This window comes from Pantoea sp. sgz302252 (assembly GCF_042610525.1).
Classification (GTDB): domain Bacteria; phylum Pseudomonadota; class Gammaproteobacteria; order Enterobacterales; family Enterobacteriaceae; genus Erwinia.
Genome location: NZ_JBHDVM010000003.1, coordinates 393,319 through 418,870, shown reverse-complemented (window position 1 = coordinate 418,870; position 25,552 = coordinate 393,319). Strand labels below are relative to the sequence as shown.

At 52.1% G+C, this 25,552-nt stretch carries 19 protein-coding genes and 1 pseudogene; all 20 read right to left on the bottom strand.

Annotation, left to right across the window (positions count from 1 at the left end; translation table 11 throughout):
• Nucleotides 1-32 precede the first annotated feature (32 nt).
• The 20 genes and pseudogenes from ACETPC_RS08145 to tssE all read right to left on the bottom strand — a co-directional run bounded on the left by ACETPC_RS08145 (nt 33) and on the right by tssE (nt 25,552).
• Entirely contained in the window at nt 33-752 is a 720-nt protein-coding gene (locus ACETPC_RS08145; protein ID WP_380180346.1) for an oxidative stress defense protein, read from the bottom strand.
• A gap of 143 nt (nt 753-895) precedes the next feature.
• Entirely contained in the window at nt 896-1,516 is a 621-nt protein-coding gene (gene argO / locus ACETPC_RS08140; RefSeq protein ID WP_380180345.1) for an arginine exporter ArgO, read from the bottom strand.
• A 150-nt stretch (nt 1,517-1,666) separates the two neighbouring features.
• On the bottom strand, nt 1,667-2,557 hold the full coding sequence (gene mscS / locus ACETPC_RS08135; protein ID WP_380180344.1) for a small-conductance mechanosensitive channel MscS: 891 nt from the start codon (nt 2,555-2,557) through the stop codon (nt 1,667-1,669).
• Between the two features lie 222 nt (nt 2,558-2,779).
• Complete coding sequence (locus tag ACETPC_RS08130; RefSeq protein WP_380180406.1) at nt 2,780-3,046, bottom strand: hypothetical protein; 267 nt, start codon at nt 3,044-3,046, stop codon at nt 2,780-2,782.
• 381 nt (nt 3,047-3,427) lie between these two features.
• Complete coding sequence (locus ACETPC_RS08125) at nt 3,428-3,706, bottom strand: hypothetical protein (protein ID WP_380180343.1); 279 nt, start codon at nt 3,704-3,706, stop codon at nt 3,428-3,430.
• A 2-nt stretch (nt 3,707-3,708) separates the two neighbouring features.
• The gene (locus ACETPC_RS08120) at nt 3,709-4,374 is read right to left on the bottom strand and encodes an RHS repeat-associated core domain-containing protein (RefSeq protein WP_380180405.1); all 666 of its coding nucleotides are present in this window, start codon (nt 4,372-4,374) and stop codon (nt 3,709-3,711) included.
• Nucleotides 4,375-4,669: 295 nt separating this feature from the next.
• Nucleotides 4,670-5,071: an NTF2 fold immunity protein gene (locus ACETPC_RS08115; RefSeq protein WP_380180342.1), complete on the bottom strand. Its 402-nt coding sequence runs from the start codon at nt 5,069-5,071 to the stop codon at nt 4,670-4,672.
• An 8-nt stretch (nt 5,072-5,079) separates the two neighbouring features.
• Nucleotides 5,080-9,222, bottom strand: a complete 4,143-nt coding sequence (locus ACETPC_RS08110) for an RHS repeat-associated core domain-containing protein (protein WP_380180341.1) — start codon at nt 9,220-9,222, stop codon at nt 5,080-5,082.
• Between the two features lie 162 nt (nt 9,223-9,384).
• Nucleotides 9,385-10,965 carry a hypothetical protein gene (locus ACETPC_RS08105; RefSeq protein WP_380180340.1) on the bottom strand — a complete coding sequence of 527 codons (1,581 nt, stop codon included), beginning with the start codon at nt 10,963-10,965 and terminating at the stop codon, nt 9,385-9,387.
• A gap of 23 nt (nt 10,966-10,988) precedes the next feature.
• Entirely contained in the window at nt 10,989-13,277 is a 2,289-nt protein-coding gene (locus tag ACETPC_RS08100; RefSeq protein WP_380180339.1) for a type VI secretion system Vgr family protein, read from the bottom strand.
• Nucleotides 13,278-13,366: 89 nt separating this feature from the next.
• On the bottom strand, nt 13,367-13,759 hold the full coding sequence (locus tag ACETPC_RS08095; RefSeq protein WP_380180338.1) for a DUF4150 domain-containing protein: 393 nt from the start codon (nt 13,757-13,759) through the stop codon (nt 13,367-13,369).
• Nucleotides 13,760-13,764: 5 nt separating this feature from the next.
• The gene (locus ACETPC_RS08090; RefSeq protein ID WP_380180337.1) at nt 13,765-14,370 is read right to left on the bottom strand and encodes a DUF3540 domain-containing protein; all 606 of its coding nucleotides are present in this window, start codon (nt 14,368-14,370) and stop codon (nt 13,765-13,767) included.
• An 11-nt stretch (nt 14,371-14,381) separates the two neighbouring features.
• Nucleotides 14,382-15,452 (bottom strand): pentapeptide repeat-containing protein, encoded by a 1,071-nt coding sequence (locus ACETPC_RS08085; RefSeq protein ID WP_380180336.1) that lies wholly within the window; start codon nt 15,450-15,452, stop codon nt 14,382-14,384.
• Complete coding sequence (locus ACETPC_RS08080) at nt 15,449-17,989, bottom strand: DUF2169 domain-containing protein (RefSeq protein ID WP_380180335.1); 2,541 nt, start codon at nt 17,987-17,989, stop codon at nt 15,449-15,451. Before ACETPC_RS08080 ends, ACETPC_RS08085 begins: the two co-directional genes overlap by 4 nt.
• Before the next feature lie 224 nt (nt 17,990-18,213).
• Nucleotides 18,214-18,582 (bottom strand): hypothetical protein, encoded by a 369-nt coding sequence (locus tag ACETPC_RS08075; RefSeq protein ID WP_380180334.1) that lies wholly within the window; start codon nt 18,580-18,582, stop codon nt 18,214-18,216.
• A 13-nt stretch (nt 18,583-18,595) separates the two neighbouring features.
• Entirely contained in the window at nt 18,596-20,932 is a 2,337-nt protein-coding gene (locus ACETPC_RS08070; protein ID WP_380180333.1) for a type VI secretion system Vgr family protein, read from the bottom strand.
• Between the two features lie 176 nt (nt 20,933-21,108).
• Nucleotides 21,109-22,008: pseudogene (locus ACETPC_RS08065) on the bottom strand (serine/threonine protein kinase); the annotation flags it as partial.
• Nucleotides 22,009-22,068: 60 nt separating this feature from the next.
• A complete protein-coding gene (gene tssG, locus ACETPC_RS08060; RefSeq protein WP_380180332.1) occupies nt 22,069-23,118 on the bottom strand; it encodes a type VI secretion system baseplate subunit TssG in 1,050 nt (349 codons plus the stop codon).
• Entirely contained in the window at nt 23,115-24,980 is a 1,866-nt protein-coding gene (gene tssF / locus ACETPC_RS08055; RefSeq protein ID WP_380180331.1) for a type VI secretion system baseplate subunit TssF, read from the bottom strand. The genes tssG and tssF overlap by 4 nt, the downstream gene beginning before the upstream one ends.
• 2 nt (nt 24,981-24,982) lie before the next feature.
• Complete coding sequence (tssE, locus tag ACETPC_RS08050) at nt 24,983-25,552, bottom strand: type VI secretion system baseplate subunit TssE (protein ID WP_380180330.1); 570 nt, start codon at nt 25,550-25,552, stop codon at nt 24,983-24,985.

Here is a 25,552-nt window from a genome sequence, read left to right as displayed (position 1 = left end):
TAAGCCATTACCGGACGCGGTTTTCATTAATCTTACTGCTGGCGCTGCAGTTCAAACACCACATCTACCTGATCGTCAAAGTGGATGCTCTGCTGCTCGTAAGTCTGCGCTGCCGAGTTCATTGGCGCGGCATCGGCGGTTTTAAACATTCTCGCCATCGGCATTGGCTGATAGTTAGCGACGTGATAGCGGACGCTGTAAACCGGCCCTAACCGGGCATTAAAGCCTTTTGCCAGCGCGCCTGCCTGCTGAGTGGCGTTCTCGATAGCGGCCTGGCGGGCTTTATCACGATAGCTGTCCGGATTGGCGACGCCCAGCTCCACGGAACGGATTTCGTTCAGGCCGGATTTTAACGCGCCATCCAGCAGCTCGTTCAGCTTATCCAGCTGGCGCAGCGTTACCTGAACCTGACGCACCGCACGATAGCCTTTCAGCTCCGATTTGCCGTCTTTAAGGTAGTCATACTCCGGCTGGGTACGCAGATTAGCCGCATTGATATCTTTTTTATCAATGCCGTTTTTTTGCAGGAAATCAAAATACTGGGCGACGCGGCTGTCGGCCTGCTTTTTCGCTTCCGAGGCATCTTTCGAGGAGACGCCGACTTCGATCGCCAGGGTAGCGATATCGGGCGTTGCATCAACGCTTGCCTGCCCGGAAGTAACAACGTGCGGGCCGTTCGGCAGTTCATCCGCCACAGCGGCCAAAGGAGAGGTAAAAATCAGGGCGGCCAGCGCCAGTTTGGTCAGCTTCAAAAGAGATCCTCCGTGGGACTTCGGTCATAGCAGAAAAGCCGGTTTGACTACAGCGCACCGGCTTCGGCTCCGTCAGTTCGCATCTTAGTGCGATTTTGCCTGCCAGACTATGACCTTAATTCCTGGAATGAGTTCGGCTCCGCTTACCAGAAATCCAGCGCCTGCAGCGCCAGTTTCAACGCAATGGCCCACATCACCAGCCCTACCAGCAGGTTGATAATGCGCTGCGCTTTCGTAGTATTCAGCCGCGGCGCGAGCCAGGCCGCAAGAAGAGCCAGGCCAAAAAACCAGAGCAGCGAAGCACTGGCCGATCCCAGTGCAAACCACTTGCGCGCTTCCGCCGGTAATTGGCCGCCCAAACTGCCCAGCACGACAAAGGTATCCAGATAGACATGTGGGTTAAGCCAGGTGACGGCCAGCATAGTAGCGATAATCCGCCAGCGGCTTTGCCTGACCGCTTCAGACGAGGCCAGCGCCACATCGCCGCTAAAGGCTGTGCGTAAAGCGCCCCAACCATACCACAGCAGAAACAGCACGCCGCCCCATGTCACCAGATTCAGCAACAGCGTGGAGTGGGTCAACAAAGCGCTGCCGCCGAAAACGCCGCCGCAAATCAGCAGGATATCGCTTAAGGTACAGAGCGCGGCGGTCATTAAATGGTAGTGGCGACGCACGCCCTGGTTTAGAACAAAAGCGTTCTGTGGCCCCAGCGGCAGGATCAGCGCGGCGCCCAGCGCCATGCCCTGAAAAAAGACAGATAACATAAAATTTCCCTTAAAAGATGTCGGCTGGCGGCGAGTTTAATGCGGCCTAATCATTAGAGGAAATTTAATGATCTTATATACCATCAGTACAACTAATAGTACCGACAATAAAAAGGCGGACCGAAGTCCGCCCTTTTCGCTATGATAACGTTATTCCGGCTTCGCAGGAGATGCGGCTGGCGCCGTCTCCGCTTTCGCTTCGGCAGGCTGATGCAGATGCACGTCCATCTGCGGATAAGGAATACCAATATTGTTGGCATCCAGCGTGCGCTTGAAGTTTTTCATCAGATCCCAGTAAACGTTTTGCAGGTCGCCCGCGTTGCTCCAGCAGCGTACCACGTAGTTTACCGAAGAGGCGGCCAGCTCATTCAGGCCGATCTGCACGCCCATATCCTGCAGCACGCGAGGATCGGCATCAACAACCTCACGCAGCAGCTTCAGCACCTGATCTGCATCCGCATCGTAAGAAACGCCGATAATAAATTCGTTACGACGAACCGGCTCGCGTGAGAAGTTAATGATGTTGCCAGCAATAATTTTACCATTTGGCACCACTACAGTTTTACCGTCGGCGGATTTCAGCGTGGTAGAGAAAATCTGCACATTCTGCACCGTACCCATGACGCCAATATCGATAAAGTCGCCGGTACGGAACGGACGGAAAATAACTAACAGCACGCCAGCAGCTAAATTGCCCAACGCGCCCTGCACGGCCAGACCGGCGGCCAAACCAATAGCACCCAACAACGCGATAACAGAGGCGGTCTGTACGCCAACGCGGTTTAAGGCAGCGGTAAGCGTAAAGGCAATAATGCCGTAGCGGGCAATAGCCGCCAGAAAGTCGCATACGGTAGTGTCGATATGCCGTGCCTTCAGCACTTTATTCAGCGTATTAGAAACGATTTTCGCCACCAGCACGCCGACAATTATGATAACTATTGCCGCAACGATATTTACCGCATAGCTCAGCAGCAGCGCCTGGTTATGCACCAGCCAGCTGCCCGCTCGGTTGACGCCGTCTACTACGTTCAAATCTTCCATTTAGTTATCCTGTTGTGGTTCCCGAAGTGTTTCCGTAGGGAAGTAAGCCTTATCTTTTGCCGGCCAATGCCAGCATCCCAAACCCCAAGCGTAACCAAAAAACGTGATCGGTGCCAAATAACCAACGGAATTAACCGGTTGATATAAGCGCATCATTTGTAGGGAATTAGCTAAAAAACGCTTAGCATATGGGCTGGCCTGAGGCTGACGATACACCACCCTTTAACCTTCGTGCTGGCGGGTTTGCAGCTGATTGCCCGCCGCATCCTGCAGCCTGCCAGCCGCATCGTAAGTATAATGGCTGGTATCCTGCTGGTTCAGCGTAACGGATGTCAGCTGGCCACGGTTGTTATAGCCATAATCTACCCGGTGTCCGTTCTCGGTATGGCGGCTAAGGCGATTGCCCGTTTCATCGTATTGATAATAAAAGCCCAACCCGTCCTGATGCTCTGCCGTTAAGCGGCCAGCGGCATCGTATTTCCGGGTTATTTCACGCCAGGGGTTTAAAAGTAATAAAAGAGTAGCTGTGATATACGGTGGGCTATATCAGCGCCCGCCACGAAAACCGTAAAACCGGTATGGCAAGATTCACAGCATCCAGCCCTGCAATTAAAAGGGAACTGGGTGGCCGGTGCGGAATTTAACTCTGGGACCGGCGTTACCGTATGAGTGTCGGAAAGATATCTGACGATATCGCCGACAGAAAAGAAGTGCTACAGCTGCGTGTAAAATTTTAAAGGAAAGGCTGGTGCAGCTAATTTAAATAACAAAAACTAGATTTATTATATAATTTTTTGATTAATTATTAACCATAGTATATCTTGATTTATTTTAATCTTCTAATAAAACTATAAAATAGGTATTTTTTCATTATTTGTAACCTTTTTTATCACTGACAGTAATTCTCTTTATTATTCTATCTCTTATTTCTATTGTTACAAAAAAATCCTTACCACAATATGGGCACTCACTATACCCTTCAGATATAAAATTTTCGGCTAACTTTACTTTCTTCAAATTACTAAGCTTATCCCCCAATTTATATCTTTCCAAATTTCCTGATGGAAAAAAGGCCTCTATCTCAAAATTAGCATGAGTATTACATGTTGGACATACACATGGCGCAATAAGCAAATCATAAGTCGACATAATTAGCTCCGAATAATGTATCTAAAAATAGGTACTTCAAGTTTGGGCACAGTATATATTAAGTAGTTACTCAGCCTTCTTTCTGCCGTTACTGCGGTAATCCCAGTAGCTTTTGCAAAAGCAGCTAAAGCGACATCTCCTCGACTATGCCCTGCTCCCAGAACTGCTTCAAATACGTCTCTGAACCCAGAAGATTGAGATGCTTCCCTGGCTGCCTCCCCACTAAATGTTTTTATATTTTCTTGTGACAAAAAAGTTTTCCTTGCAGCAAGCTGCGCCTTATCTGTTACATCTAAAAACTCATGTAATTGATTAGGAGTAATATAGGTATTTTTACTTCTAATAAGGTCTAAGGCTCCCTGTTCTCCTCGTGATGCAGCAATGAGAAAGTCATTATCTGCAAAAATTGAACATCCCTTTTTTAATCCAAGCGGATCAATATGCCCCAACGCATTAGGCGCATAAGCATAGAGGTTTATGCCCCCCGCTAACCCAATAGGATCCTGACTGATAAAGCTACCGCACTCCGGATTATAATACCTGTGGCGGTTATAATATAAACCCGTTTCCCGATCGTAATACTGCCCCTGGTAGCGCAGCGGATTATCTGTTTGCCGGGTCTGGCGTTTTATTCCGCCCCAGGCGAGGTATTGCGCTTCCCAGACGATTTTGCCGCTGCCGCTGGTTAAGCGTACCGGGCAGCCGTTTGGATATTTAAAAAATCCTTTTTAACCGAAAGGTAATATTCGTAAGGAATTCATTTTAAATAAACTACTTAACCGAGCATTAATGAGCTTTCCAAAGATGGGCAACACCTATCCAGAGTTACAAGTTGACGACGTCATAGTTAACCATTTATTTTAAAAATTAATTAGGTGACGTAATAACACATATTAAAAGTCGAAAGGAATAATTAACATTTACAGAACTAACAGGAATCGCCATGCGCTATTTCCGTTCCATTTATAAAATATCCTTAATCCATTTATTCTCATAGTCACTGAAACGTTCTTTTTTATCAATCAGCCATCTACCATTCTTAAAGTGCAAGGTATACCTGTATTTCTCTTTAAATCCCAAATGTTGTTGAGTATCTATTATTACTTTATTTTTAAATTCCTCTTCATTTACAACCTCCTCGTCTGGAGAATACGTAGGGGGTTCTGAACAAGAAAGTGAAACCTGCCTTCCTTGCTTTCTTTCTCTTCCTGTGCAAAAATTATTAAATATTTTATCCAGTTCTTTCCTCATTTCATCCTTTATTGAAAACATTCCTCCACCTTTAATTAAAGGGTAATAAGTCAACTCCCAATAATTCATAGCCTTAATAAATTCAAATAAGACTACTCGTGCTTCATTACTCATCTTCCCTCCTAATTATTAAATACATCACTTAGTACTTTATTTCCGTTCATGAATACATCATAATTTATTTGCGTAGGTCTTAACCCACCATTTCCATAAACGAATGTCCAATGTATGTCGACCGTTCCATACTTTGCAATGTAATCCCTTACTCTTTTTTCAAAAATCCGATATGCACCACGATTAACTCCAGGCAATTGAGGGAATACATTTCCTATCCCGCCTTGCCCCCCAAGAATTCTGGCTAATATATGACCAGCATCATCAGAAGATCCATATCCCATACTTTGAGCAAAAGCTCGTGCTGTGGCATTAACTGCTGTTCCAGTCCCAATATCTTTAGGGGTAACTGTTGCCTGTGCTGATGTTATTTCGCCATTGCTGCCACGTTCAACAGTTGGACATTTCGCCAGACCGAACGGATCAATATAAGATAACGCATTAGGCGCATAAGCATAGAGGTTTATTCCCCCCGCTAACCCAATAGGATCCTGACTGATAAAGCTACCGCACTCCGGATTATAATACCTGTGGCGGTTATAATGTAAACCCGTTTCCCGATCGTAATACTGCCCCTGATAGCGCAGCGGGTTATCTGTTTGCCGGGTCTGGCGTTTTATTCCGCCCCAGGCGAGGTATTGCGCTTCCCAGACGATTTTGCCGCTGCCGCTGGTTAAGCGTACCGGGCAGCCGTTTGGATCGTTGTGGTAATAATAACTGCAGGAGCGATCGTCTTCTGCTTTATGCAGCAAAGCAAAAGGCCTGAAGCTGCCCGGCCAGTACACGTATTCCCGTACGCTCCGCCATAAACTTTTTGCGGCCTGCTGGCGCTGCTTTCTGCCCGCCACGTCCTCTGCGCCCAGCGCGCCTGTGTCCGGCAAACCTTTGGCGCCGTCAGGTCGGGTGACTTCTCCCAGCAGCGCATCGCCGTCCCACCAGAACCAGGTGGTTTCATGCTGGCTGCGTTTGAATACCCGGCGTCCGATGGCGTCATAGCCGTACTCTACGGTGTAATTTTTATCGTGGGTACCGCGTAGCCGCTGGTTGCCATCCCAGCGATAAACGCGCTTTTCGCCCTCTGCGTCAACGGACTGGCGCAGGTTGCCTGCACGATCGAATACGTAACGTTTGCCATGCAGCTCGCCTTCGCGCCACCATCCTCGTTGATCTTCGTGCTGGCGGGTTTGCAGCTGATTGCCCGCCGCATCCTGAATAAAACGCGTTATCTTGCCTTCGGGACAGGTATGCGACAGCAGCCTGCCCACCGGATCGTAGCTGAAATAGTCCGTTCCCTGCCTGCTGTCGCTGCGTGCGGTCAAACGCCCGCCCCGATCGTAGCTGTATGCGGTGCTGAACTGCCCGAAGTCGTTGCAGCCGACGGTCACTGAGCTCAGATTGCCGCGGGCATCATAGCTGCTGTGGCGGTTAAGCGCTTCGCTCAGCGCCTCATCCTGCAGCCTGCCAGCCGCATCGTAAGTAAAATGGCTGGTATCCTGCTGGTTCAGCGTAACGGATGTCAGTTGATCACAGTTGTTATAGCCATAATCTACCCGGTGTCCGCTATCGGTATGGCGGCTGAGGCGGTTGCCCGTTTCATCGTATTGATAATAAATGCCCAACCCGTCCTGATGCTCTGCCGTTAAGCGGCCAGCGGCATCGTATTTCCGGGTTATTTCACGCCAGGGGTTTAAAACTTTGGTGAGACGCCCACAACGATCGTAGCTGAACCTTTCCTGGCGTTCCGCTTTCCCGTCCTGATAACGCTTTTCCGTTAATCTGCCAGACCGATCATAGCGATATTCAGTTTTTTGCCCCAAAGCATCAATGCGCGAAGTCAGATCCCCTGCCTCGTCATAACGGTACGCGGTTTGCTGTTCCCAATAATCAGTGGTTCGGACGATCCTGCCCAACCCATCGCGTTCCAGACGATAGCGCTGGCCCACTTCATTGACTACGGCGATAAGCTGTTCTTCGGTATCGTACTCGCGGCGAAGCGTTAATCCGTCGGGCATAGTGCAATGAGTAAGTACGCCCATACCGCTGTAGCTCAGCCGGGTTTCACCATTCAGCTCGTCCACATAACGATTCGGGTTGTCGTTCGCGTCCCAGTTTAGCGTCTGTACGCTTCCGTCTTCCGCTCGCCACTTTGTCAGCCGTCCTTTGGCGTCATATTCCCAGCGAGCGATTTGCCCCAACGCATCCATTCGCTGACGTAACAGTCCGCGGCTGTCATGTTGAAAGCAGGTCTGTGCGCCTTCCGCATCGGTAAGCCGACTTAAAAAGCCATAGCGATCGTAATCCAGACAGGTTTCCGCCCCTTTGGGATCCATGCTGTAGATCAGGTCGCCATAGTCGTCATAACGGTAAAGCGTGCGGTTTCCCAACTCGTCCGTGTAGCTGAGCAGTTTACCCTGTTCGCTCCACGTATAGTTTTTTTGAGCGCCTTCTTCGTTGATCTCCGTTATTAATCGATTATTACTGTAACGATTAGAAATCTTATGGCGATCCGGCTTAATTAGCGTAATCAGGTTACCCGTTTCGTCCCATTCGAAACGGGTTTCCCTGCGCGCAGCGTCTGTCCGGCTAACCAGCCTTCCCACTTCGTCATAGCTATAACGCGTGGCGTTGCCTTCAGCATCAATTTCACAAATCGGCAGCCGATCGGCATCGAACTGGATCAGGGTGCCATTTCCCAGAGAATCGGTGACTTCTACCTCATTCAGCAGATCCCGATAGGTGAAGTGGTAGTTATAGAGCCCTTCATCGCCCCATGAATGTTGGACTCTTCCCTGCTCGTCATAGGCATAATGAAAAGTTAAGCCGGTGCGTAGGGTATGACTCACCATTCGGCCATCGCTGTAGGCATAACGGCGGCAAAGCCCTGTGGCATCTTCTTCCGCGCTCAGTCGCCGATCCCGATCATAGTGGTAACGTGTAAAAGTCACGGGTTCACCGTGCTCTTCGACTAACGAAAGTTCCGTCAGGCGCTCTCCCTGCCAGTGCGCCCGCAAGACCCTTCCTTGACCGCCGCTGGCATCCCATTCGTTAAGACGCAGTAGCCGCCCATTCTGACGCTCAAACTGCCAGCGATTGCCGGTCAAATCGCTAATAGCCTCTACTGGCAGCGCCCGCTCTGGCACCGGTTGCTCGGAAGGATAGCGAAAGTGGTAACGCCGCCCCGCTTTGGTTTCCACAATTAGCCGGTTACAGCCTGCCTCCTGTAGCAGCCAGACGATACCGCCCTCAACCAGTTCGGTAACCGCATGTTCACGTCCCGGCGCTGCCGGAAAAGCCGGGAATACGGTAAAGGTCAGCGCCTCGTAGAAAAACAGCGCCTCATGTTCAGGATCGTAGCTGAGCTGCACATCCGCAGGCGTCTGCCAGTCCATACCGCATACGCGCTCTACCAACGGAACCACAGAAGGCTTTGATGTGTAATAGCGAGTCCAGTCCAGAGGCAGCCTGCCTGCCAGCAGGAAATCCTGATGCTCAACCACTACGCTGCCATCGCAGATATCGACCGGGTCGCCAAAAATAGTTCGGCAAAGCCACGAGTTTTCGCAATTCATATTGGGAAAAATTTTTTTTCGCAGCCCTTTGACGAATTCGGATCTAATTATTTTTTTTAATAATGGCAGCCCTGCCTTCATCGCTATAGCGTACCTGTTAATTGTCGAGGGCCCGCCTACTTTCACCCCGTTAGGGACAGCCAGATTGATCCCCAGCGGTAATTCCAGCGATTTTGGCTTTTCTTTTTCCGCGCTTTTTTCCCGTATCGGCGGCACCATGCCATAAATACAGCAGTCCAACACCGGCTCGGAGAAGCGGGACATAGGTTCGCCATCGGCAATAACCGTTTTACTGCCTAAAAAAATTTCGTCACCAATCTGCGGGCCATTGCAAACTCGCGGTAAGGGCATCAGGCTGGCAGCAACCGGAATGTGGTAGCCTATCCCGCCTGTTCCGGCAGCCCCACGTATCAGACCATTTATTTTGGTCGTACTGCCAATAATCGGTAAATAGTCAAAAATATCCAACACAAACGCAATACGCGGCGTTGGCAATATTACCGGAATAACAGCAGGCGCTATCACGTAAGAATGAATATCCAGACCCAGCTGTGGATCGAGATGATGATTAGAGTGAGGCATTATTCCGTCCCTGAATAATATATCAGATAATTCTTTTCAGGCTGTTTAAAAAGGACCTGGCCTCGTTGCCATATTCTCCACCCATATAATAAACCAGGATAATCATCAGTATTGCAGCAACACAGATAATCAATAGCCTTTTCAACATAGTAAAAATCCTTTTTATTTTTTTGCCTGGCCTTCATTCAACAGGCTTTCTGTGGCATCAGGCTCCGTTCTGATAAATGACAGCGGCGCTTGCCACTCTTCACTATTTTTATCAAACGGATGAGCGATGTCGGGCGAGCCGCTCCAGTGTAGGTTGAGCAATTCCCGACCGACGAAAATAATTTTCTGAAAGGCGCTGCCAGATTGACGGATCAGCGTTTCCCGCTGTCGGCAGCAGGTCAAAAAAGCTTGCTCCATGGCCTGCTCCATCTGTTGTTCCAGCAGCGCTATTTTGCCAGGCTGCGGATATATTCCTGAAGCCAGCGCCTGCTTTTCCGCTTTTTGCTGCAAGGCTGACAGCTGCTGGCTGTAATCCGCCGCCTTTTTTACCAGCGCACCCGCTCTTTTTTTATCCTGCATTGCGAGCAACGATTGTAGTATTACGCCCAACGTGGTCAGCTTGCGTTCATCGGCAGGAAGCTGTGCCGCTACGCGTATGGCCTCTCTGTAGAAGCCCATAGCCAATGCGTTCTGGCTGTTACACTGATGGCAGTAACCCGCCATGCGGTATCCTTCGATCGCAAACAGCGGATGAGGTATTTGCAGCGCTGTCGCCGCCGAACGGGCGTAGATATCTGCCGCCTGCTGGTAATGTTTGCCGGAAAACCAGGCACCAGCTTCGCCCATAAGGCTTTGGACAGTAAGCTGATATTTGACAGGCGCATGTTTAATAAGGGCTGCCTGCCCGCAAGCCAGCCGATAAGCTTGTACCGCTTCGGGTATCGCCTGCGCTTTCAGCCATGCGCCAGCCGTTAAATTGTGCATAAAGACCTGCTGCTCAAACCAATCTTTTTGCTGCGCCAGCGCCAGCGCTTTTTGCGCCCGCTCCGCCACCTGTTGAGGCGTACCCAACTTCAACAGCGTCAAACTGTCCGTCATAAAGCGGCGATAGAGAAAGGAGGTATTATCTTCCGTACTTTGATTGGCTATTTCCGCCACCAGGGTTTGTGAATATAACTTTGGCTGTAGGATCTGCACGTCATCCGGATATTCCTGCGCCAGCGGTCGCCAGGCTGGATCGCTCTGGCTTTGCAGTAACATAATACGCAGGTTATGCGGCCATTCGTGCTGTAGAGCCAGTTGCATCCAGTTCAGAAAAGATGACTGCCTGCTGACAGAGTCTGGCGTGAGTGCAACAACCAGATAACGAAAGCGTGTTTGGTAACAATGGATAAAAGATTGCAGGCAGGCCAGAGTTCCCGCTACAGAATCGGCATTCGCCTCTGGAGGAAGCTGCCAGTCTGCTGAAATGCCCTGCTCAGCCAGGCTGTTATTGTAGCTTTCGAGCAATTCATTACGTAGCGCGCGGCTATAGCCAAACAGGGTATCAAAAGGCGCCCTGAAAGAGATAAACATATCAGAAACGTCATATAAAGTATTATGCCGCTGCAAAGCCGTAAAGGCGTAAATAAAGTTTATTTCTTCGTCTTCCATATCCCAAAGAAGAACTTTTGATTTTTTAGCGGATTTCTCCAGCCACATCCCCTGGAGAATTTCTATTCTCCGCTCGACAGGGTTCTTTACCGTTTTTGCCATAGCTATTTTCCCGACACGCTTTTCTATGCGTTGAGCTTGATTTCCTGGCCGTTTACCGCCACGCCTTCACTGTTGATAACAATAATGGCGCCTCCTGCTGATAATGTTATTTCACCATTTTTTATTGAGATCCCGCTATCTTCGCCAACCACAATATTTATTTCTCCCGTTGCGCAATCTGTGATATTTCCATTAGCCTGACGCAGGTCGTTTCCGACAATACCAACTTCCCGGCCAGCTAACAGGTTAATAGTTTGCAACTGGTTCACGGTTAGGGTTTGTATCCCATTCACTTTTTCTATTTGCATACCGTTAACTGCACTGATTTCGCCGCCTCTGATAGTTTTAGTTCTTAGCCCCGCAACGGTAAGTTTATCATCCGCTCTAATCAGTGCTTTTCTGCTGCCTTTGATTGAGTCACGTTTATTACCATTAACTAATAGCGAATCATTTGCGCCCACCTGATGCTTTCGACTTTTGCTAATTTTGCTTGTTTCCATTCCTTTGACCGTTTTGCTTTTATTATTTTGTACTGTTAGCTTCTCACTGCCGGTAACGGTAATTTTTCTTTCACCGCCGACAGTAACGGTTTCATTTTGCTCAACGGTTTTCAATCTTTCTCCCGACACCGTTACCGTTTCGCTGCCGCCCACGCTTTCCGTCCGGCTGCCCGCGATGGCGATCGCCTCATCGCCATTTACCGTTTCGGTGCGGTTTTTTTCAACCGTGGTGGTTTCGTTGCCCTTAACGCTTTTGGTGCGGTTACTGCCTACCGTATGGGACTCTTCGTTTTTTACGCTGGTATCCATGTTGCGTTCGGCCTGGATAAACACCTGTTCAGAGCCGGCCTTGTCTTCAAAGCGCAGCATGTTGGCGTTATCAACGGTGCCGCCCTTCGAGCGGCTCATAAAACCCATCTGGGTTGCGGCAGCTGGCAGCGACCACGGCGGCATGCTGGCCTGGTTATAGACGCGGCCGGTAATGATGGGCCGATCCGGATCGCCGTTGATAAAGTCGACAATCACCTCATCGCCAACCCGTGGGATCTGTACGCCGCCATATCCCTGCCCTGCCCAGGCACTGGAGACGCGGATCCAGCATGAGCTGGTGGCGTCGCCCTTTGCTTCCCGATCCCAGTGGAATTTCACCTTTACGCGACCGTAGCTGTCGGTCCAGATGGCTTCCCCTGCGGGGCCGACGACCTTCGCCGTTTGCGGGCCAAAGGTGCGCGGCCACTGCGTGCGCGGCTCGGGTCGCCAGGGAATATCGGCGGGCAGTACGGTAAATTTCAGGGCCTGTACGGGCGCGCTTTCGTTACCGCTGGCGTAGCGGTTTTCTTCAAATTTGTATTCCACGCTGGCGACCAGATATTTGCCGTTGTCGTTTTTGTCCGGCGCGTTAAAGAGGGTAAAGGTATATCCCGGGCAAAGCCCCAGCGCGGTAGCCAGACCGTGAATTTGCCTGTGCTCTACCTGCCAGCGTTCCTGCCGCATGCGAGCGTAAAACTCTCCGTGGCCGTGATCGATGTAGTGTCCGGGCCAGTCGAATACGTCGATATCGCCCGGCTGTGGCGAGGCCGGATTTTGCCGCGCCTTTAGCAGCCAGGCGTGCGGTTTTCGGAAGTCATAATCATCCAGGCTGTAGAGGCCCGGCGTGACCACCATTTCTGTTTCCCACAGGCCGATGCCTTCTTCATCCGCCACGCCGCCCGACTGCGTCTGGTGATAGGGAATGGTCTCATAACCGCTGAAGGCCTGATGCCGATCCGGACTGTCCGTCAGCACCAGCGTATGGTCGTTTTCCTCATGGCGAAAAAAGTAGCCGATGCCCTCCAGCTCCATCAGGCGGCTGATAAAGTTCAGGCTGCTTTCCTGATACTGTACGCAATATTCCCAGATGCGGTAGCTGCCGATCAGCCTGTCTTCTACGCTGACCTGATATTCCTTCAGCAGCGTTTTGACGATTTGCGGCACGGTTTTTTCCTGAAAAATACGCAGGTTGCGATCCCGCTTCATCGGCCAGAGGTTTGATTCCAGCGTCAGCTCGCAGGTCGTGTAGCGCGTGCCGCCAAGCTCCACCGCGCCCTGCGCCACACGGGTAATTTTGCCGTTCAGGTAGCGGACAGGGTTCGGAGTTTGTAAAGGGACGGACAGCGTCAGCGGCTGGCCCAGCAGGCTGGCGCTGTCAATGCGCGCCGCGGGGCTTAGCAGCGTGATTTTAAAGCCGAAAGGTTCAGATAACGCCTCGTGGCCGGACAGTTTCCAGAAAAGAAGGGTTTTATCGGGTGCATGAACGGTAATTCGGTTAAGCATAATTTCATCCATGAATAATAAGATTAGGGAATGCTCAGCAACAGCGTGGGAAGCCTGAATGGATTTTGATCGGCTAACCGATTTTGCCGTCAGGGCGCTAACATCAACACCTTAAACTGGCTGGGAACGGTGCGCATTCCCACGGCATTGGTTGAATTTTGCAGGCTGAGGCTGGTGGTTCTTGTCGCTGGCATGCCTTTCAGCAGCACGGTGAAAGCACCAGTAGTATGCCGCGAAGGCCCCATCACGCTTCCTGAGGCGATACCTAATGCGACACCTGCGTTATCCCCGTTGGTCAATGGCGTAACCGTCGCCATATTGTGGGCCGGCATGCCCATAAACAGGATATTAAAGGCGTTAGGTATAGCGGTTGTTCCCACAGCGATATTGGGATAAGGAATCGGCGTTTGTACTGCTGGAGGCGTCAGGCAAGCATCGGGAAAAGCCATATCTGTTCCGCTCAGTTGGCAATTAGCAAACATAGTTTTTATCCTATATGTATCTGTTCAGAGTCGACTTTGGTTATGGCTTTGGCGGTAATGACCATATTTTCCGCATGCAGACGGGCATAATTTTCTGCTTTTATATCCAGCTGGCCAGCCCGCACCTGCTCGGTCTGTTGTGTGGTACGCAAAAAGTTGCGGCTGATTTGCGTTACCGAACGCCAGATCGACTCTATTTTCTCTCCTGCAATACGCGAGAGGCCGATCCAGGCGGAAACCGTTTCGCCGCTGTATTCCATCTCTTTGATATGGCAATCCCCTTTTGCCGCGCCGATCCGCAGGCTTTCGCTGCTGAGACTTAGCTCGCCGCTGCTGTGAATATGCAGGTTGCCCGGTACGCTTAGCTCGGCCTGCTGGTGGTCGGCCCGCGCCAGGATCGCCAGCAGCCACATTTGGTTTTCGATGCCCGCCACCATTACTTTATCCCCAACCTGAGGGGCAATAACGCAGCTAACCGCGCGTTGACAGTGCCAGCTCCGCCCTGCGCTTTCGACAACCAGATTTCCATCGGCGCACCTGTGGGTAACGCTGCCCGCAACGGCTGCGGAAGGCATCACCGACTGAACCAGTTGATGGTTGATATTGCTCATCGCTGCTCTCCTTAATGGCGGCTTTGCCGCTGAATGCTCCATGCTTCAGCGGCCAGTAACTCTTCATCATGTTCAAGAATGCCCTGCCGGGCGGAAAATTGGGCGCCTTCCTGCCGCGCGCGATGCAGGCGAGTACGGAAAAAAGTGGCGCGGCTAAAGTCAGCCCGGCGAAGATCTGCGCCGGAAAAATCGCTGTAAGTGAGATTGCACAGGCGGAAACAAGCCTGTTCTGCGCATACCTTTTGCAGGATGCTTTGATACAGATTGCTGTGGCTGAAATCGGTCTTTTCCAGCCGGGCGCCGACGAATATCGCCTGCTCGAACAGGCTGTCTTTGCAATCGGCTTCACTGAGGTCTGCTGCCATAAATAGCGCCTGGGCCGCGTGGACTTTACGCAGCCGCGCCCGTTTTAGCGAAGCGCCCTTAAAACAGCTTTGCGTCAGCCGTGCGCCGCTGAAGTCGACCTCATCCAGTTGGTTATCCGTAAACTGGCAGCCAGAGAACTGCTGCTGCGCATAGCAGTTGCCGCGATGATCGCAGTCGAAAAAAATGCTCTGTTCAAACTGCGACTCTTGCAGCTGAAGCTGACGAAAATCAATGCCGAAGAAGGTGGTAAGCTGACAACGGCAGGCTTTAAACTCAGCCTGCGCCAGCGGCGACTGGAAAAAACTTGCACGTTCAAAGGTTGAGTGGCTGAAACAGCTACCGGCAAGGTTGCAACACATAAACTGGGTTTTATTCAATATCCCCTGCGAGAAATCAGAACTGTTTAATTCGCACTGGTTAAAAACGCACTCTTCCAGCGTAGTGTGACCTGCGCTTGTTTTGGTCATCCGGCACTGGTTAAAAACGGTTTGTTTTAACAAGGCTTTGTTCAGCAATATGCCATCCAGCTGGCATTCCGAGAAAACCGTCTCATGCAGGTTAGCCTGCTCCAGGTTCGCGCCCTGCAATGAGACTTCCTGGAAGATTGCGCCAGAGAGATCGCATTCCCGGAGATCCAGTCCATCGAGACTGATTTCGGTGATGGCTTCTCCTGCTTTTATTTTTTGCTGTAGCTCTGCTGCGCTCAGGGCACTCATACTACTTCTCCGTCTCTTTTCGGCAGCACTTTGGTTCTTTTGGTAAAGGCGCCCGCCAGTTGCGTCTTTTCATCCACCAGGGATTGCGATAAATCCGTGCGGAAAAGGTTAGTGCCGCTGAAGCAGGCACCGCCCAGCGCCGCTTTTTGCAGCAGCGCTTCCATCAGGTTGGCATCGGTAAAATCCGCACCGCGAAAGTCCGTGCGAATAAACAGGCTGCCCGCCAGGCAGGCGTGAATAAAGCTGGCGTTGTCGCAGCGGGCTTCGCTGAGGTCGCTGTTTTCCAATTTTGCCAGCTCGAAAGAGGCGTCGGTTAACAGCGTCTGCCGCAAATTGCTTTCACTGAGGGTTGCGCCGCTGAAGTCTGCGCCAGCCAGCGAACTTTCTGCGACCACGGCACAGGTTTTTAGCACGGCGCTATTGAAACAAGCGTTATCCGCTTTGCTTTCTATCAGGGAACAGCCATCAAGCTGCGCCTCGCTAAATATGGCAGCCTGCAATTCGCACTTGATAAAGGTGGTCTTATGCAGGGTCGCCTGACTGAAATTCGGCTGCGGCAAAGTTAGTTCCATAAACAGGCAGCTATCCAGCCGCGCCTGCAGGAAACAGCACTGGCTAAAGCCAGTATTACGCAGCAGCAGCGTTTCCATTATTGCCTGGCTGAAGTCGCACTCTGTAAACAGCGCGCTTTCCATCTGCGTTTCTTTCAGCCGTGAGCCGCTGAAGTTTGTACGCCCGCACTGCGCCAGTGCCAGGCTGGCTTTGGTAAAGTCACAGCCGCGCAGCGAGGCGTTGCGCAAATCGGCTCGCGCCAGTATCGCCTCGGTAAAGTTTGCGCCATCCAGTTTGCAACCGCTGAGATCGGCGCACTCCAGCAGCGCTTTACTGAAATTGCCGCCGCTTAAATCCATCCCGGAAAAATCGACGCCGGTCAAATCCATAGCGCTGAAATCGCCGCCCTGCGCCAGCGTGCGCTCTGCCCGCTGGCGTAAGATCAGGGCTATATCGCCCTTTATCCGCAAGGCTGGCGGCTGGCTTTGTACCGACATCAGGTAGAGGCTGTGTAACGCATCGCGGCTTTGCGCCAGCTTTTTTTCACTCATTTTATCGGCGTGCTTGTGCAGCATAGCCTGCATACGGTGCATGGATTCCGGGCCGCGCGACTGGCCGTGCTGGTTTTTCGCTGCGGGAAAGCGGGCCTCCATCTCAAGCCTGCGCTTTTCCGCCTGCGCCTTCATCCCGGCGGCCTTTAGTTCCATTCCCTCGATAAACTCAGGCAGATCTTCTAATTTCGGCAAGGCTGGCTCTTTGAATTCCTCCAGCAGTTCGCTAACGTCGCCGCCTTTCCCTTCCAGCCGCGTCCGGTGCTGCTCGCGCAACTGACTGACGCGGGTTTTCAGGTTTTCGCGCATCGGACTGTGATGCTGCTGTACCTCGCTATCGAACCATGGGCCGATGGTTTCCTGCGGGATCAGATCTTTTTCACGAAAGGCAAATAGCGCGCCTTTTTCTTTGTCCAGCCGCTGGTTGAGCACCTTGCGATAGTGACTGAGCGAACGCGAACCGCCTGTTTTTTCCAGCGCGGGCATCAGTTGCAGAATGTCGGCGGCATCATCTTCATTAATGCGCCGGTTGCCGTGCCAGATCAGCAGCATCTTCTCCAGGTGAGGAAAAAACCACACTGTGGTGGCGCGTAAGGGAATTTCCTCGAACAGCGTTTCTTCACCACGCTGGCGATTGATAAAGCAGCGCGCCTGCCACGGCGGTAGTTTCCCCTGCTGCACAGGTATTTGCGGGTGCATGTTCCAGATACGCCATTCCGCTTCCGGCGGCAGCGAATCGCGATCTTGCCACCATTGATCCGCGCTGGCTGCGTTGAATACCCGCCAGTCGGTATCGCGGGCTACGCCGGGAAAATCCTGTTTTAGCCAGCGATCGTCATATTTTTTGCCCATGCGCTTAAAACGACGCGGCCACTGCATATCCAGCGCGCTAAAAGAGGCAGGCTCCGGCTGCTGGCGCGGCGCGGTGATACGGGCGTGCATCGCTTCAATATTGGGCAGTCGGCGATACTTAATGCCGTCCTGTTCTTCTTCTACGGCGCCAATGCCGTGCGGGTTTTCTTCGTAGCCCTCGCCGCCAAAGGCGCGACTCCAGTCCAGGCGCATCTGTTCAAAAGGCAGTGGCCGGGTGGGACTGGCACCAGACCAGAAGCGATCGCCGGTAACTATCAGCGTTTTGGTGAGTTTTTCTATTTCTATCCGTACCGCGCAGGCGGTTTTTTCCTGCTGGTGGTGGGTGCAGGCAAATCCCGTTGCCAAAAATTCGGCTTTAACTTTGGGAATAGCTATATCAACGACGCCGCCGCAGGTTTGGAGTTCGTCAGCGGCAAGCTGCCATAATTCCATTTCCGGCCTTAGCTGCGGTGTCGCGCTCATATCCGTCAGCGCCAGCACCGCCACGCCAAGATGGTTTTTCCCCTCCAGGCGAAAAGGCCGGTTAAGCACGCTTAACCGCAAAGGCTTGATAATTTTCATTGGCGGTTATTCCTGATAAATAACAGAGGGTTTTATTTAATATTATGGGTATTACTGAAAAGAGGATGCAATGCTTTTGATTAATGTGTATTTCTATGATGGAAATATATTTAGCTAGTCAGGCTTTGGGGGAAATGCACCTGGACTATTATCATTGCATATTAGCCTGAATTCCTTCCTGACTTTATGAAAAGCAAAAAAAACAGCATTGCCGCAATGTTTATTCACTGAAAATCAATATCAATTACAGCTATCCTGCTGGGAGGAAAAGCATCGAATTTAACCATAACTTCCATATTTTTCTTTAACCTGCTCATATTTATCGGCTTGATATCCGTAATTGCATTATATTCTTTCATTTTATATTCAAATGTAAGAACGAACAAATAATTGAGACCATATCTTATTTTAGTCTGCCGCCAGGCTGTGAGCCTGGCCTGGCAGATTTCGCCTGGCCACTCATTCCTTTTTTTCCAGTCCCGGACTAAACCTATATCCTCCTTCTGATCTTTCAATCCCCTTAAAGAAATGAATATTATTAAAATAAAAATAGCCCAGCTAATTTTAATAGCATGTTCACTTAGAAATTCCATTGATTTTCCACCGCTATGTGAAATTATGAATAAGTCCTATCATTACATTCTGCAACATGCTTTCAATTTTAATTAATTTTCTTTCATATGCCATATCTGAATTTTTGACACAAGCTAACACTGTGGAAAATTGAAGAGGTGTATAAGCTACATCTACCCCACTAGCGCAAAGATTAAAACCATTTATTTCAGCATTAAAACCCGTTAAATTAATATTATACCCATTAGTTACCCAAAGTTTTTCAGGCGCATTAATTTTCACTTCAGTGTTACTGCTAATCGTTATTTTACCAAAACTGGATATATCAACTCCAGACTTTGCAAATTGTTTATATCTTCCAGAAAGAATCTGAACAGATGCATCTCCATCAATAATCTCTTCAACCTTACCTCCCAAAATACTTTCTCTTTTCCCATTTTTTATCGATACTCTTTTACCTCCCGTTATAAAATCATCTTTACCACCTGCTTTAATAATTGTTTTCGTGCCTGCTTCGAAGCTTTCAGTTAATAACCCACAAACGTTCAGCTCTTTATCGCCTAAAACAGTATGTATATCACTGTTATTCAAAAGTGTTACTCTATCACCCGTTATCGTTACATTATCACCTCCAGCAGCAACTTCCATTTTCCGGCCATTAAAGATAGTGGTTTGCTCTCCACCGTTAAAAAATTTTGTTTCAATACCCTCGACGGTGGTGGTTCTTTTACTCTGAAAATGGTAGCTGGCGTCTCCGCTTACGTCGTAATTCAGGGTTCCGCCCACGCTACAGGTCAGGTTTCCACCAATACCTATAGTGCAGTTGCCCTCAATCATTTCGACCTTGTCATTTTCCGCCGTGACTTTGATATCTTTTTCGGCATGCAGATGCACCAGCTCCATACCGGCCCGGTCTTCAAAAAACAGGTGGCTGGAATTATCGATATGGCCGCCCTTGCTGCGGGTCATAAAGCCCATCATGGTTGCGCCAGCGGGCAGTGGCCACGGCGGCATTCTGGCTTCGTTGTACACGCGGCCGGTAACGATCGGACGATCGGGATCGCCGTTGATAAAGTCCACCACCACTTCATCATTAACCCGCGGGATCTGCACGCCGCCGAACCCCTGGCCTGCCCAGGCGCTGGAAACGCGCACCCAGCAGGAGCTGGTGTCGTCGCCTTTCGCCAGCCTGTCCCAGTGAAATTTTACTTTTATCCGGCCATATTTATCTGTCCAGATTGACTTGCCTTCCGGGCCTACCACGCGGGCCGTCTGGGGACCATGCGTACGCGGCCACGCGCTGGTCTGCGGCGAACGCCAGGTTACGCTGGCCGGTATCACCCTGAATTTAATCTCATGTCTGCTTTCCTCGCCGCCGCTGGCGTAGCTGTTTTCCTGTAGCCGGTAAGCAGCGCTAACCACCTGGTACTCTTGTTCTTCGCTGGCGAACGGTGGATTACCGAGCCTGAACCTGTAGCCGGGAGCTATGCCCAACGCGGTGCCAGCGGCCTTGATGCGCTGATGCTTAGCCTGCCACTCTTCCTGACGAATTCGCGCATAGAATTGACCGTGGCTATGGTCAACGAAGCGTCCCGGCCATTCGTAGTAGTCAATTTCTCCCGGCGATGGCGAAGCCGGATTCTGTCTGGCCTGAAACAGCCAGGCGTTGGGCTTGCGAAAATCATAGTCGTCAAGACTGTAGAGCCCTGGCGTGACGCGCTCGGAGATCGCCCACTGCCCGATCCCCTCTTCGTCGGTGATGCCGCCGGAAACCGTAGCGTGATAAGGAATAGTTTCATAGCCGCTAAAGGGCTGGTGACTGTAGGCGGAATCCATCAGCATCAGCGTGTGCCGGTCCGCTTCGTGTTTAAACCAGAAGTAGATCCCTTCCAGCTCCATCAGCCGCGAAATAAAATTAAAGCTGCTTTCCTGGTACTGTACGCAATATTCCCAGTTGCGATAGTTACCGATCAGATGATCTTCAACGTTGACGTTATATTCACGCAGCACGGTTTTGATGATATCCGGCGCCCGCAGGTTTTGAAAAATCCGCTGGTTGCGATCGCGCAGCATTGGCCAGAGATCGGACTCCATTCGCAGCCTGTAAGCCGCATAATGCGTTCCGCCCAGCTCAATATCCTCAATATTTACCGAAGTGATTTTGCCGTTCAGGTAGCGAAGCGCTCCCTGCGTTGGGATAGTGACGGCGATTGGCTGGCCCAGCATCGCCTTGCGGTCAAGGCGTCGGTTGGTGCTGAGCAGGCTAACCTCCAGCTTAAAAGAGTGCGAGAGCTGTTCCGTACCGGACAATTTCCAGAACAGCAGCGTATTGTCGCCTGCGGGCGTGGCAACGGAGATGCGTTCGAACATAAAATCCCTCTTTTGTTTCAGGCCGACGCCTCATTGCGCCAGTAGAGAAATGACTGCTGCCCCGGACGTTTTGTTGTTCTGGCCGGTCGTGAGCAAATGCAGCGGTTTGCCATGTGTTATTTTGCGCGGCTCCAGCTTCGCTGTCCTGTGGGCCGAAAAGGCTGTGATGCTTTGAGATCCGCCTCGGTTAGCTGTAGCAGCTTTGCCAGCTGCGCCATAGTCTGCGGCCTTTCTTCAGGCGTAAGCGCCAGCATCCTGTCTATTACCTCCAGCAGCGCGGTGGAGTAACCTGTAGGCCGCATCTTAACCAGCGGCTGATAACTCTCTTCAATACTGCGCACTACGCTGACCGGCGGCGGCGCGCCGACAATCAGCGTGTGCAGCACCGCGCCCAGCGCATAGATATCGGTCCAGGCACCCTGCTGGCTTTCGTTATCGCTATACTGCTCTACCGGCGCAAAGCCGGGCCTGAGCATGGTTTCGGTTTCATCCGAGAGCGTAACTGTGGCTTTGCGCGCCGAGCCAAAATCAAGCAATACGGGCGACATATTGTCGAGGATCTGAATATTCTCCAGCGAGATATCACGATGCAGATAGCCTTGGTTATGGATAGCGCTGATGCCGCCGATCAGCGGCGGCAGCAGGTCGCGAATAAAGCTTTCGTTGATTTTTTCCGGACGCTGCGCGGCCAGCGTCGAGAGCGTAACGCCGCTGTAAAACAGCGTGCCCATATAGGCAGTATCGTTTTGCACCCAGAAACGCAGCACGTGGAGCAGGTTGGGATGGCTAAAGCGCGCCAGCAGCCTGGCTTCCTGAATAAAGCTGCGCAAACCGGCCTGAAAAATTTTGTTAAAGCGTTCGCTGCGCAGCACCAGCTTCAGATCTTCACTGCGCGTTGCCAGCGATAGCGGCATAAATTCTTTAATGGCGATAGTGCGTTCCAGTTGCCGATCCCAGGCACGATAAACGATGCCGAATCCGCCGCCGCCGATAACCTCCTGAATGTCGAATTCATTGAGGTGATAGCCCACCGGCAGCGCGCTGGCGATATTTTTTGGCTTGATTTTTTCCGGCATAGCAATCCTTTTGCGTCTGTTCCATCTGGCAAGCGTTATTCCTTCTGCCCACTTAGTTCTTCACGGTGTGCAGTTGGCTGAGCTTAATCCCATGACTTTTTCCGGGCTGTAAGTTAAATCTCCGCGAGGAGCAGGTCTCGGCTGCTTTCCCAGCCAGCTGCTGTAGCCAAGGCGAGCCGGGTTGCCGACCTTGATGCCTTTTACCTCTTCGCTTGCCAGCAACAGCCGTAGTTCCCATTCAAATTCGATCCCCACGTAGCGGCGCAGCCAGTTAAGTAGCTCGCTGGCACCGGTAGCTCCGGGCAGAAACTGGTTATAGGTTTTCAGCGGCAGCGGCCCAAGCTCAATCCTGAATTTGTGCTGTACGCTGCGCGCGGCCAGACCAAGAAAAGCGGATTCGCCGACGCGCGGCATCCCGCGTCCCGCCTTTAGCCGCGCCTGTTCCCGCACGGCGATCCGCATCCAGCCTGTAACGTTCTCCACGATTTTCACCGGCAGCCGGAAATAGTGGTGTAGCATCTTTTCCAGCCCCTCGGCGTCCTGTATCTGGCGGCAAAGGTGCCCGGCAGCGGCAAAAAAGGCATGGCGATTGGGGGCCGCCATCTGCGCGGGCAGCCCTGCGCCCGTGAGGCTGGCAAGATAGCGTTCAAAAGAGCCTGTATCGGGCCGATCCAGAGATACCACAGGCTGTGCGTTGGCCCAGGCGCGGTAAAACAGCAGCGTCAGGCGATGATGGAAAAGATTGGCGAAGGCGACGAGGCTGCCGTCCTGCTGGTTAAATAGCCGGTCACGCGCATATTCGGTCAGGTGCAGCGGCAGCGGGCCGCCCGGTCCAAACAGGCCGAAGCTGAGGATGCTGACATCGTAAAGCGGGCTATCATCCCGCTGGCGCACCTCGGCCAGCGTTGAAGGTGCGAACGCCAGCGAAGGCTGCTGCCCGAGGCGCAGCGGTTCATGGCGCGGCTGCGGCGCTCGTCCCAGCGGAAAAGCGTGTCCGCCCTGGGCATCCAGACGCCGCAGCATGGCAAAGAGATCGTAACGCCAGGGCGCGGCGCTTAGCTCAGACCAGAATGTTGCCGAAAGCCGTTGCGCCTCGTTGTTGTCGCTCACAGCAGCCTCCTTTTACCCATGCGCGGCCTCCACCAGCCAATATCGCCACGCTGCTGACTACTGAGCGAGGTTTCAGTAAAGCTGTTGATCGTGACCAGGCGGGAAAATACCTGCTCCAGCACGCTGCCCATCAGCCACGGACTGCTGCCCGAAAAAGCCTGCTCATCCACCTGTAAATCGATAGCGACGCCGCGAGCGAACACCACCGGCCCGGGAACCGGCACGCGACGGTTAACGGGGCGTAATCGGCAGCGGCGGATGCCCTCTATCTGACGCAGCGTCGAGGCTTCGGCCAGGTTGCCGTACAGTCCCAGCATCTGGCGCAGCGCGCCGCTTCCCTCGCCGGTTTCCTGCTCCATCAGGCTCAGGTAGTTCATTTGTAAGTGGCTGATTAGCCGCCAGGCGCTGAGCCCTTCGGCCAGCGCGGCGCGCGGCGGCGTTGGCCCTTTGCGCAGGGTCAATTTGCCGACCGGAATAGAGTCCGCCATTTGAAAACGGGCCTGATCCTGCTGGATCAGCATCAGCGGCAGATCGCGGCTGGTACACATCACTTCGGCGGTAAACCAGCTCAGATCTTCGCGCCAGGGCGAGTTTTTTTCGTCCACCAGCGAGACAAAGACTTCAGAACCGATATAGCCGGTACGCGTGCCGTAGCGCTGGGCCTGCTCCGACAGCGTGCGCTGTTCGCGGCGTAGCGAGAAGTAAGCGCCGTAATTGCCCGCTTCGCCGCTGTAGGTATGCCAGAAAGGGCGAAAGACCTGCTCCTGCTGGCTGCCGCTGGCATAAAGTTTACTTACCGAGAAAATTTCATAATCAAGCGGGCGAATGTTGTCCACTACAAGATGGTATTCGTATTGCCCTTCGCTAAGCTTCTGCCGCTCCGCCACGCGCGGAAACAGGTTAATAACCGGCGTGCAGTGCAGCGCCAGATGCGAGCTGTCCACTACTCGCTCCAGATCCGGAACGCTTTTATCCAGCAGCACGATAATTTCAAATTCGCTGGCGCTGGCGCTGCGCGCAAACAGCGGACGCAGGCCGCCGATGCTGAAGAATTGAAAACGCTGGGGAAAAGAAAAATATTCGTGCAGCAGGCGATAGCCGCTGAAGCTTTGCAGGTTTTCCGGCAGCAGCGCCTGACTGGAGGAAAATCCCTCATGGCATAACGCATTCTCGTCGAGCCTGATGCGCTGCGGCTTCGGCTCCACCGTCTGGCAGAGCAGGCCTACATTGTGCGCCATAATCAGCTCCAGCAGCTGCGTCGCCTGGATATCCGGGCCGCTGAGGAAAAAGGTCAGGCTGTCGAAATTAAAATGGCTCAGCAATACGCCATCGCCACTAAGGCGGATCCGCAGAGCGCTGACCGCCTCATGCTGGCTCAGCCCAAGCTGGCTCGGCGGCACATCGGCGGGTACGCCGCCCAGCGCAACCTGGGTAAGGCAAACGGGCTGCAGCATCACGTCCTGCGCCGTGCTGTAGTTACAGGCTACCCCGTTTTGCTTCAGCGTCTGGCTTTCCAGCATGGTGCCGCGCGGCACGCAAAATCCGTTACTGATATCACCTTTGCTGCCGTCCGGATGCAGTTCGGCAATCGCCATTGAAGGCGTTGGCGCCAGATAATCGGGGGCAATCATCTCCAGCAGGCGCTGAGAAAAGCGGGGAAACTCCGCATCCATTTTTAGCTGCACGCGCGAGGTCAGGAAAGCGAATCCTTCCATCAGTCGCTCCGTGTAGGGATCCGCAACTTCAATACCGTGCATGCCTAAACGCCCCGCGACTTTGGGGTAGCGTTGGGCGAATTCCGCGCCCATTTCACGCAGATAAGCCAGTTCACGGTTGTAGTAGTCAAGCAGCTTGCTGTCCATAATTAGCTCATATCCTTCAGCTCGAAATTGCCGTTTTCCAGATCCAGATCCGTTTGGTAGAGAAAGGCAAGCGGCCAGGGCACGCACCAGAGCCGCCCTTTGATTTCAATAGAGATCACGTTGTGCAGGTCGAGCGATTTGATAGTCGATAAACAGCGGACTTCCAGGTCATCGGGCAGGATGCGCGGCTCAAAGTTAAGAATGGCCTCGGTTAGCTTGCTCTGCATATCCTGCCACTCAATATCCGACATTCGCTTGCCTGCCAGCGGCGCTATGCCGAAGTTAAAAACCGAGCGCTGTACCTGCGGGAAGAGCGATAGATCGTGTTGCGCTTCGTTATTAATACAGTTGAGCAACCATTGCAGATCGCGAAGTACGCTGCGCCGCAGCGTGGTATGAGAAACCAGGCTGTTTTGCACTGATTCGACTCGCTTATGCGGTTCATTATCCGTTAGCCTGTCGAGCAGCGTGGGCTGCAGCTTGTCACGCGCGTTGAGTTCTTCGCGTTTTTTACGCTGATGGTGACCGCTGTGCAGCAGATCACGATTCAGGGAATCAAAATAGTGGCTCAT

Bases quoted from the DNA above. Each gene is read 5' to 3' on its own strand.
- ACETPC_RS08080 (WP_380180335.1), bottom strand. From the start codon at position 17,989: ATGAAAATTATCAAGCCTTTGCGGTTAAGCGTGCTTAACCGGCCTTTT.
- ACETPC_RS08075 (WP_380180334.1), bottom strand. From the start codon at position 18,582: ATGGAATTTCTAAGTGAACATGCTATTAAAATTAGCTGGGCTATTTTT.
- ACETPC_RS08125 (WP_380180343.1), bottom strand. From the start codon at position 3,706: ATGTCGACTTATGATTTGCTTATTGCGCCATGTGTATGTCCAACATGT.
- ACETPC_RS08115 (WP_380180342.1), bottom strand. From the start codon at position 5,071: ATGAGTAATGAAGCACGAGTAGTCTTATTTGAATTTATTAAGGCTATG.
- ACETPC_RS08085 (WP_380180336.1), bottom strand. From the start codon at position 15,452: ATGAGTGCCCTGAGCGCAGCAGAGCTACAGCAAAAAATAAAAGCAGGA.
- ACETPC_RS08095 (WP_380180338.1), bottom strand. From the start codon at position 13,759: ATGTTTGCTAATTGCCAACTGAGCGGAACAGATATGGCTTTTCCCGAT.
- ACETPC_RS08105 (WP_380180340.1), bottom strand. From the start codon at position 10,965: ATGGCAAAAACGGTAAAGAACCCTGTCGAGCGGAGAATAGAAATTCTC.
- mscS (WP_380180344.1), bottom strand. From the start codon at position 2,557: ATGGAAGATTTGAACGTAGTAGACGGCGTCAACCGAGCGGGCAGCTGG.
- ACETPC_RS08110 (WP_380180341.1), bottom strand. From the start codon at position 9,222: ATGCCTCACTCTAATCATCATCTCGATCCACAGCTGGGTCTGGATATT.
- argO (WP_380180345.1), bottom strand. From the start codon at position 1,516: ATGTTATCTGTCTTTTTTCAGGGCATGGCGCTGGGCGCCGCGCTGATC.
- tssE (WP_380180330.1), bottom strand. From the start codon at position 25,552: ATGAGCCACTATTTTGATTCCCTGAATCGTGATCTGCTGCACAGCGGT.
- tssF (WP_380180331.1), bottom strand. From the start codon at position 24,980: ATGGACAGCAAGCTGCTTGACTACTACAACCGTGAACTGGCTTATCTG.
- ACETPC_RS08070 (WP_380180333.1), bottom strand. From the start codon at position 20,932: ATGTTCGAACGCATCTCCGTTGCCACGCCCGCAGGCGACAATACGCTG.
- ACETPC_RS08090 (WP_380180337.1), bottom strand. From the start codon at position 14,370: ATGAGCAATATCAACCATCAACTGGTTCAGTCGGTGATGCCTTCCGCA.
- ACETPC_RS08100 (WP_380180339.1), bottom strand. From the start codon at position 13,277: ATGCTTAACCGAATTACCGTTCATGCACCCGATAAAACCCTTCTTTTC.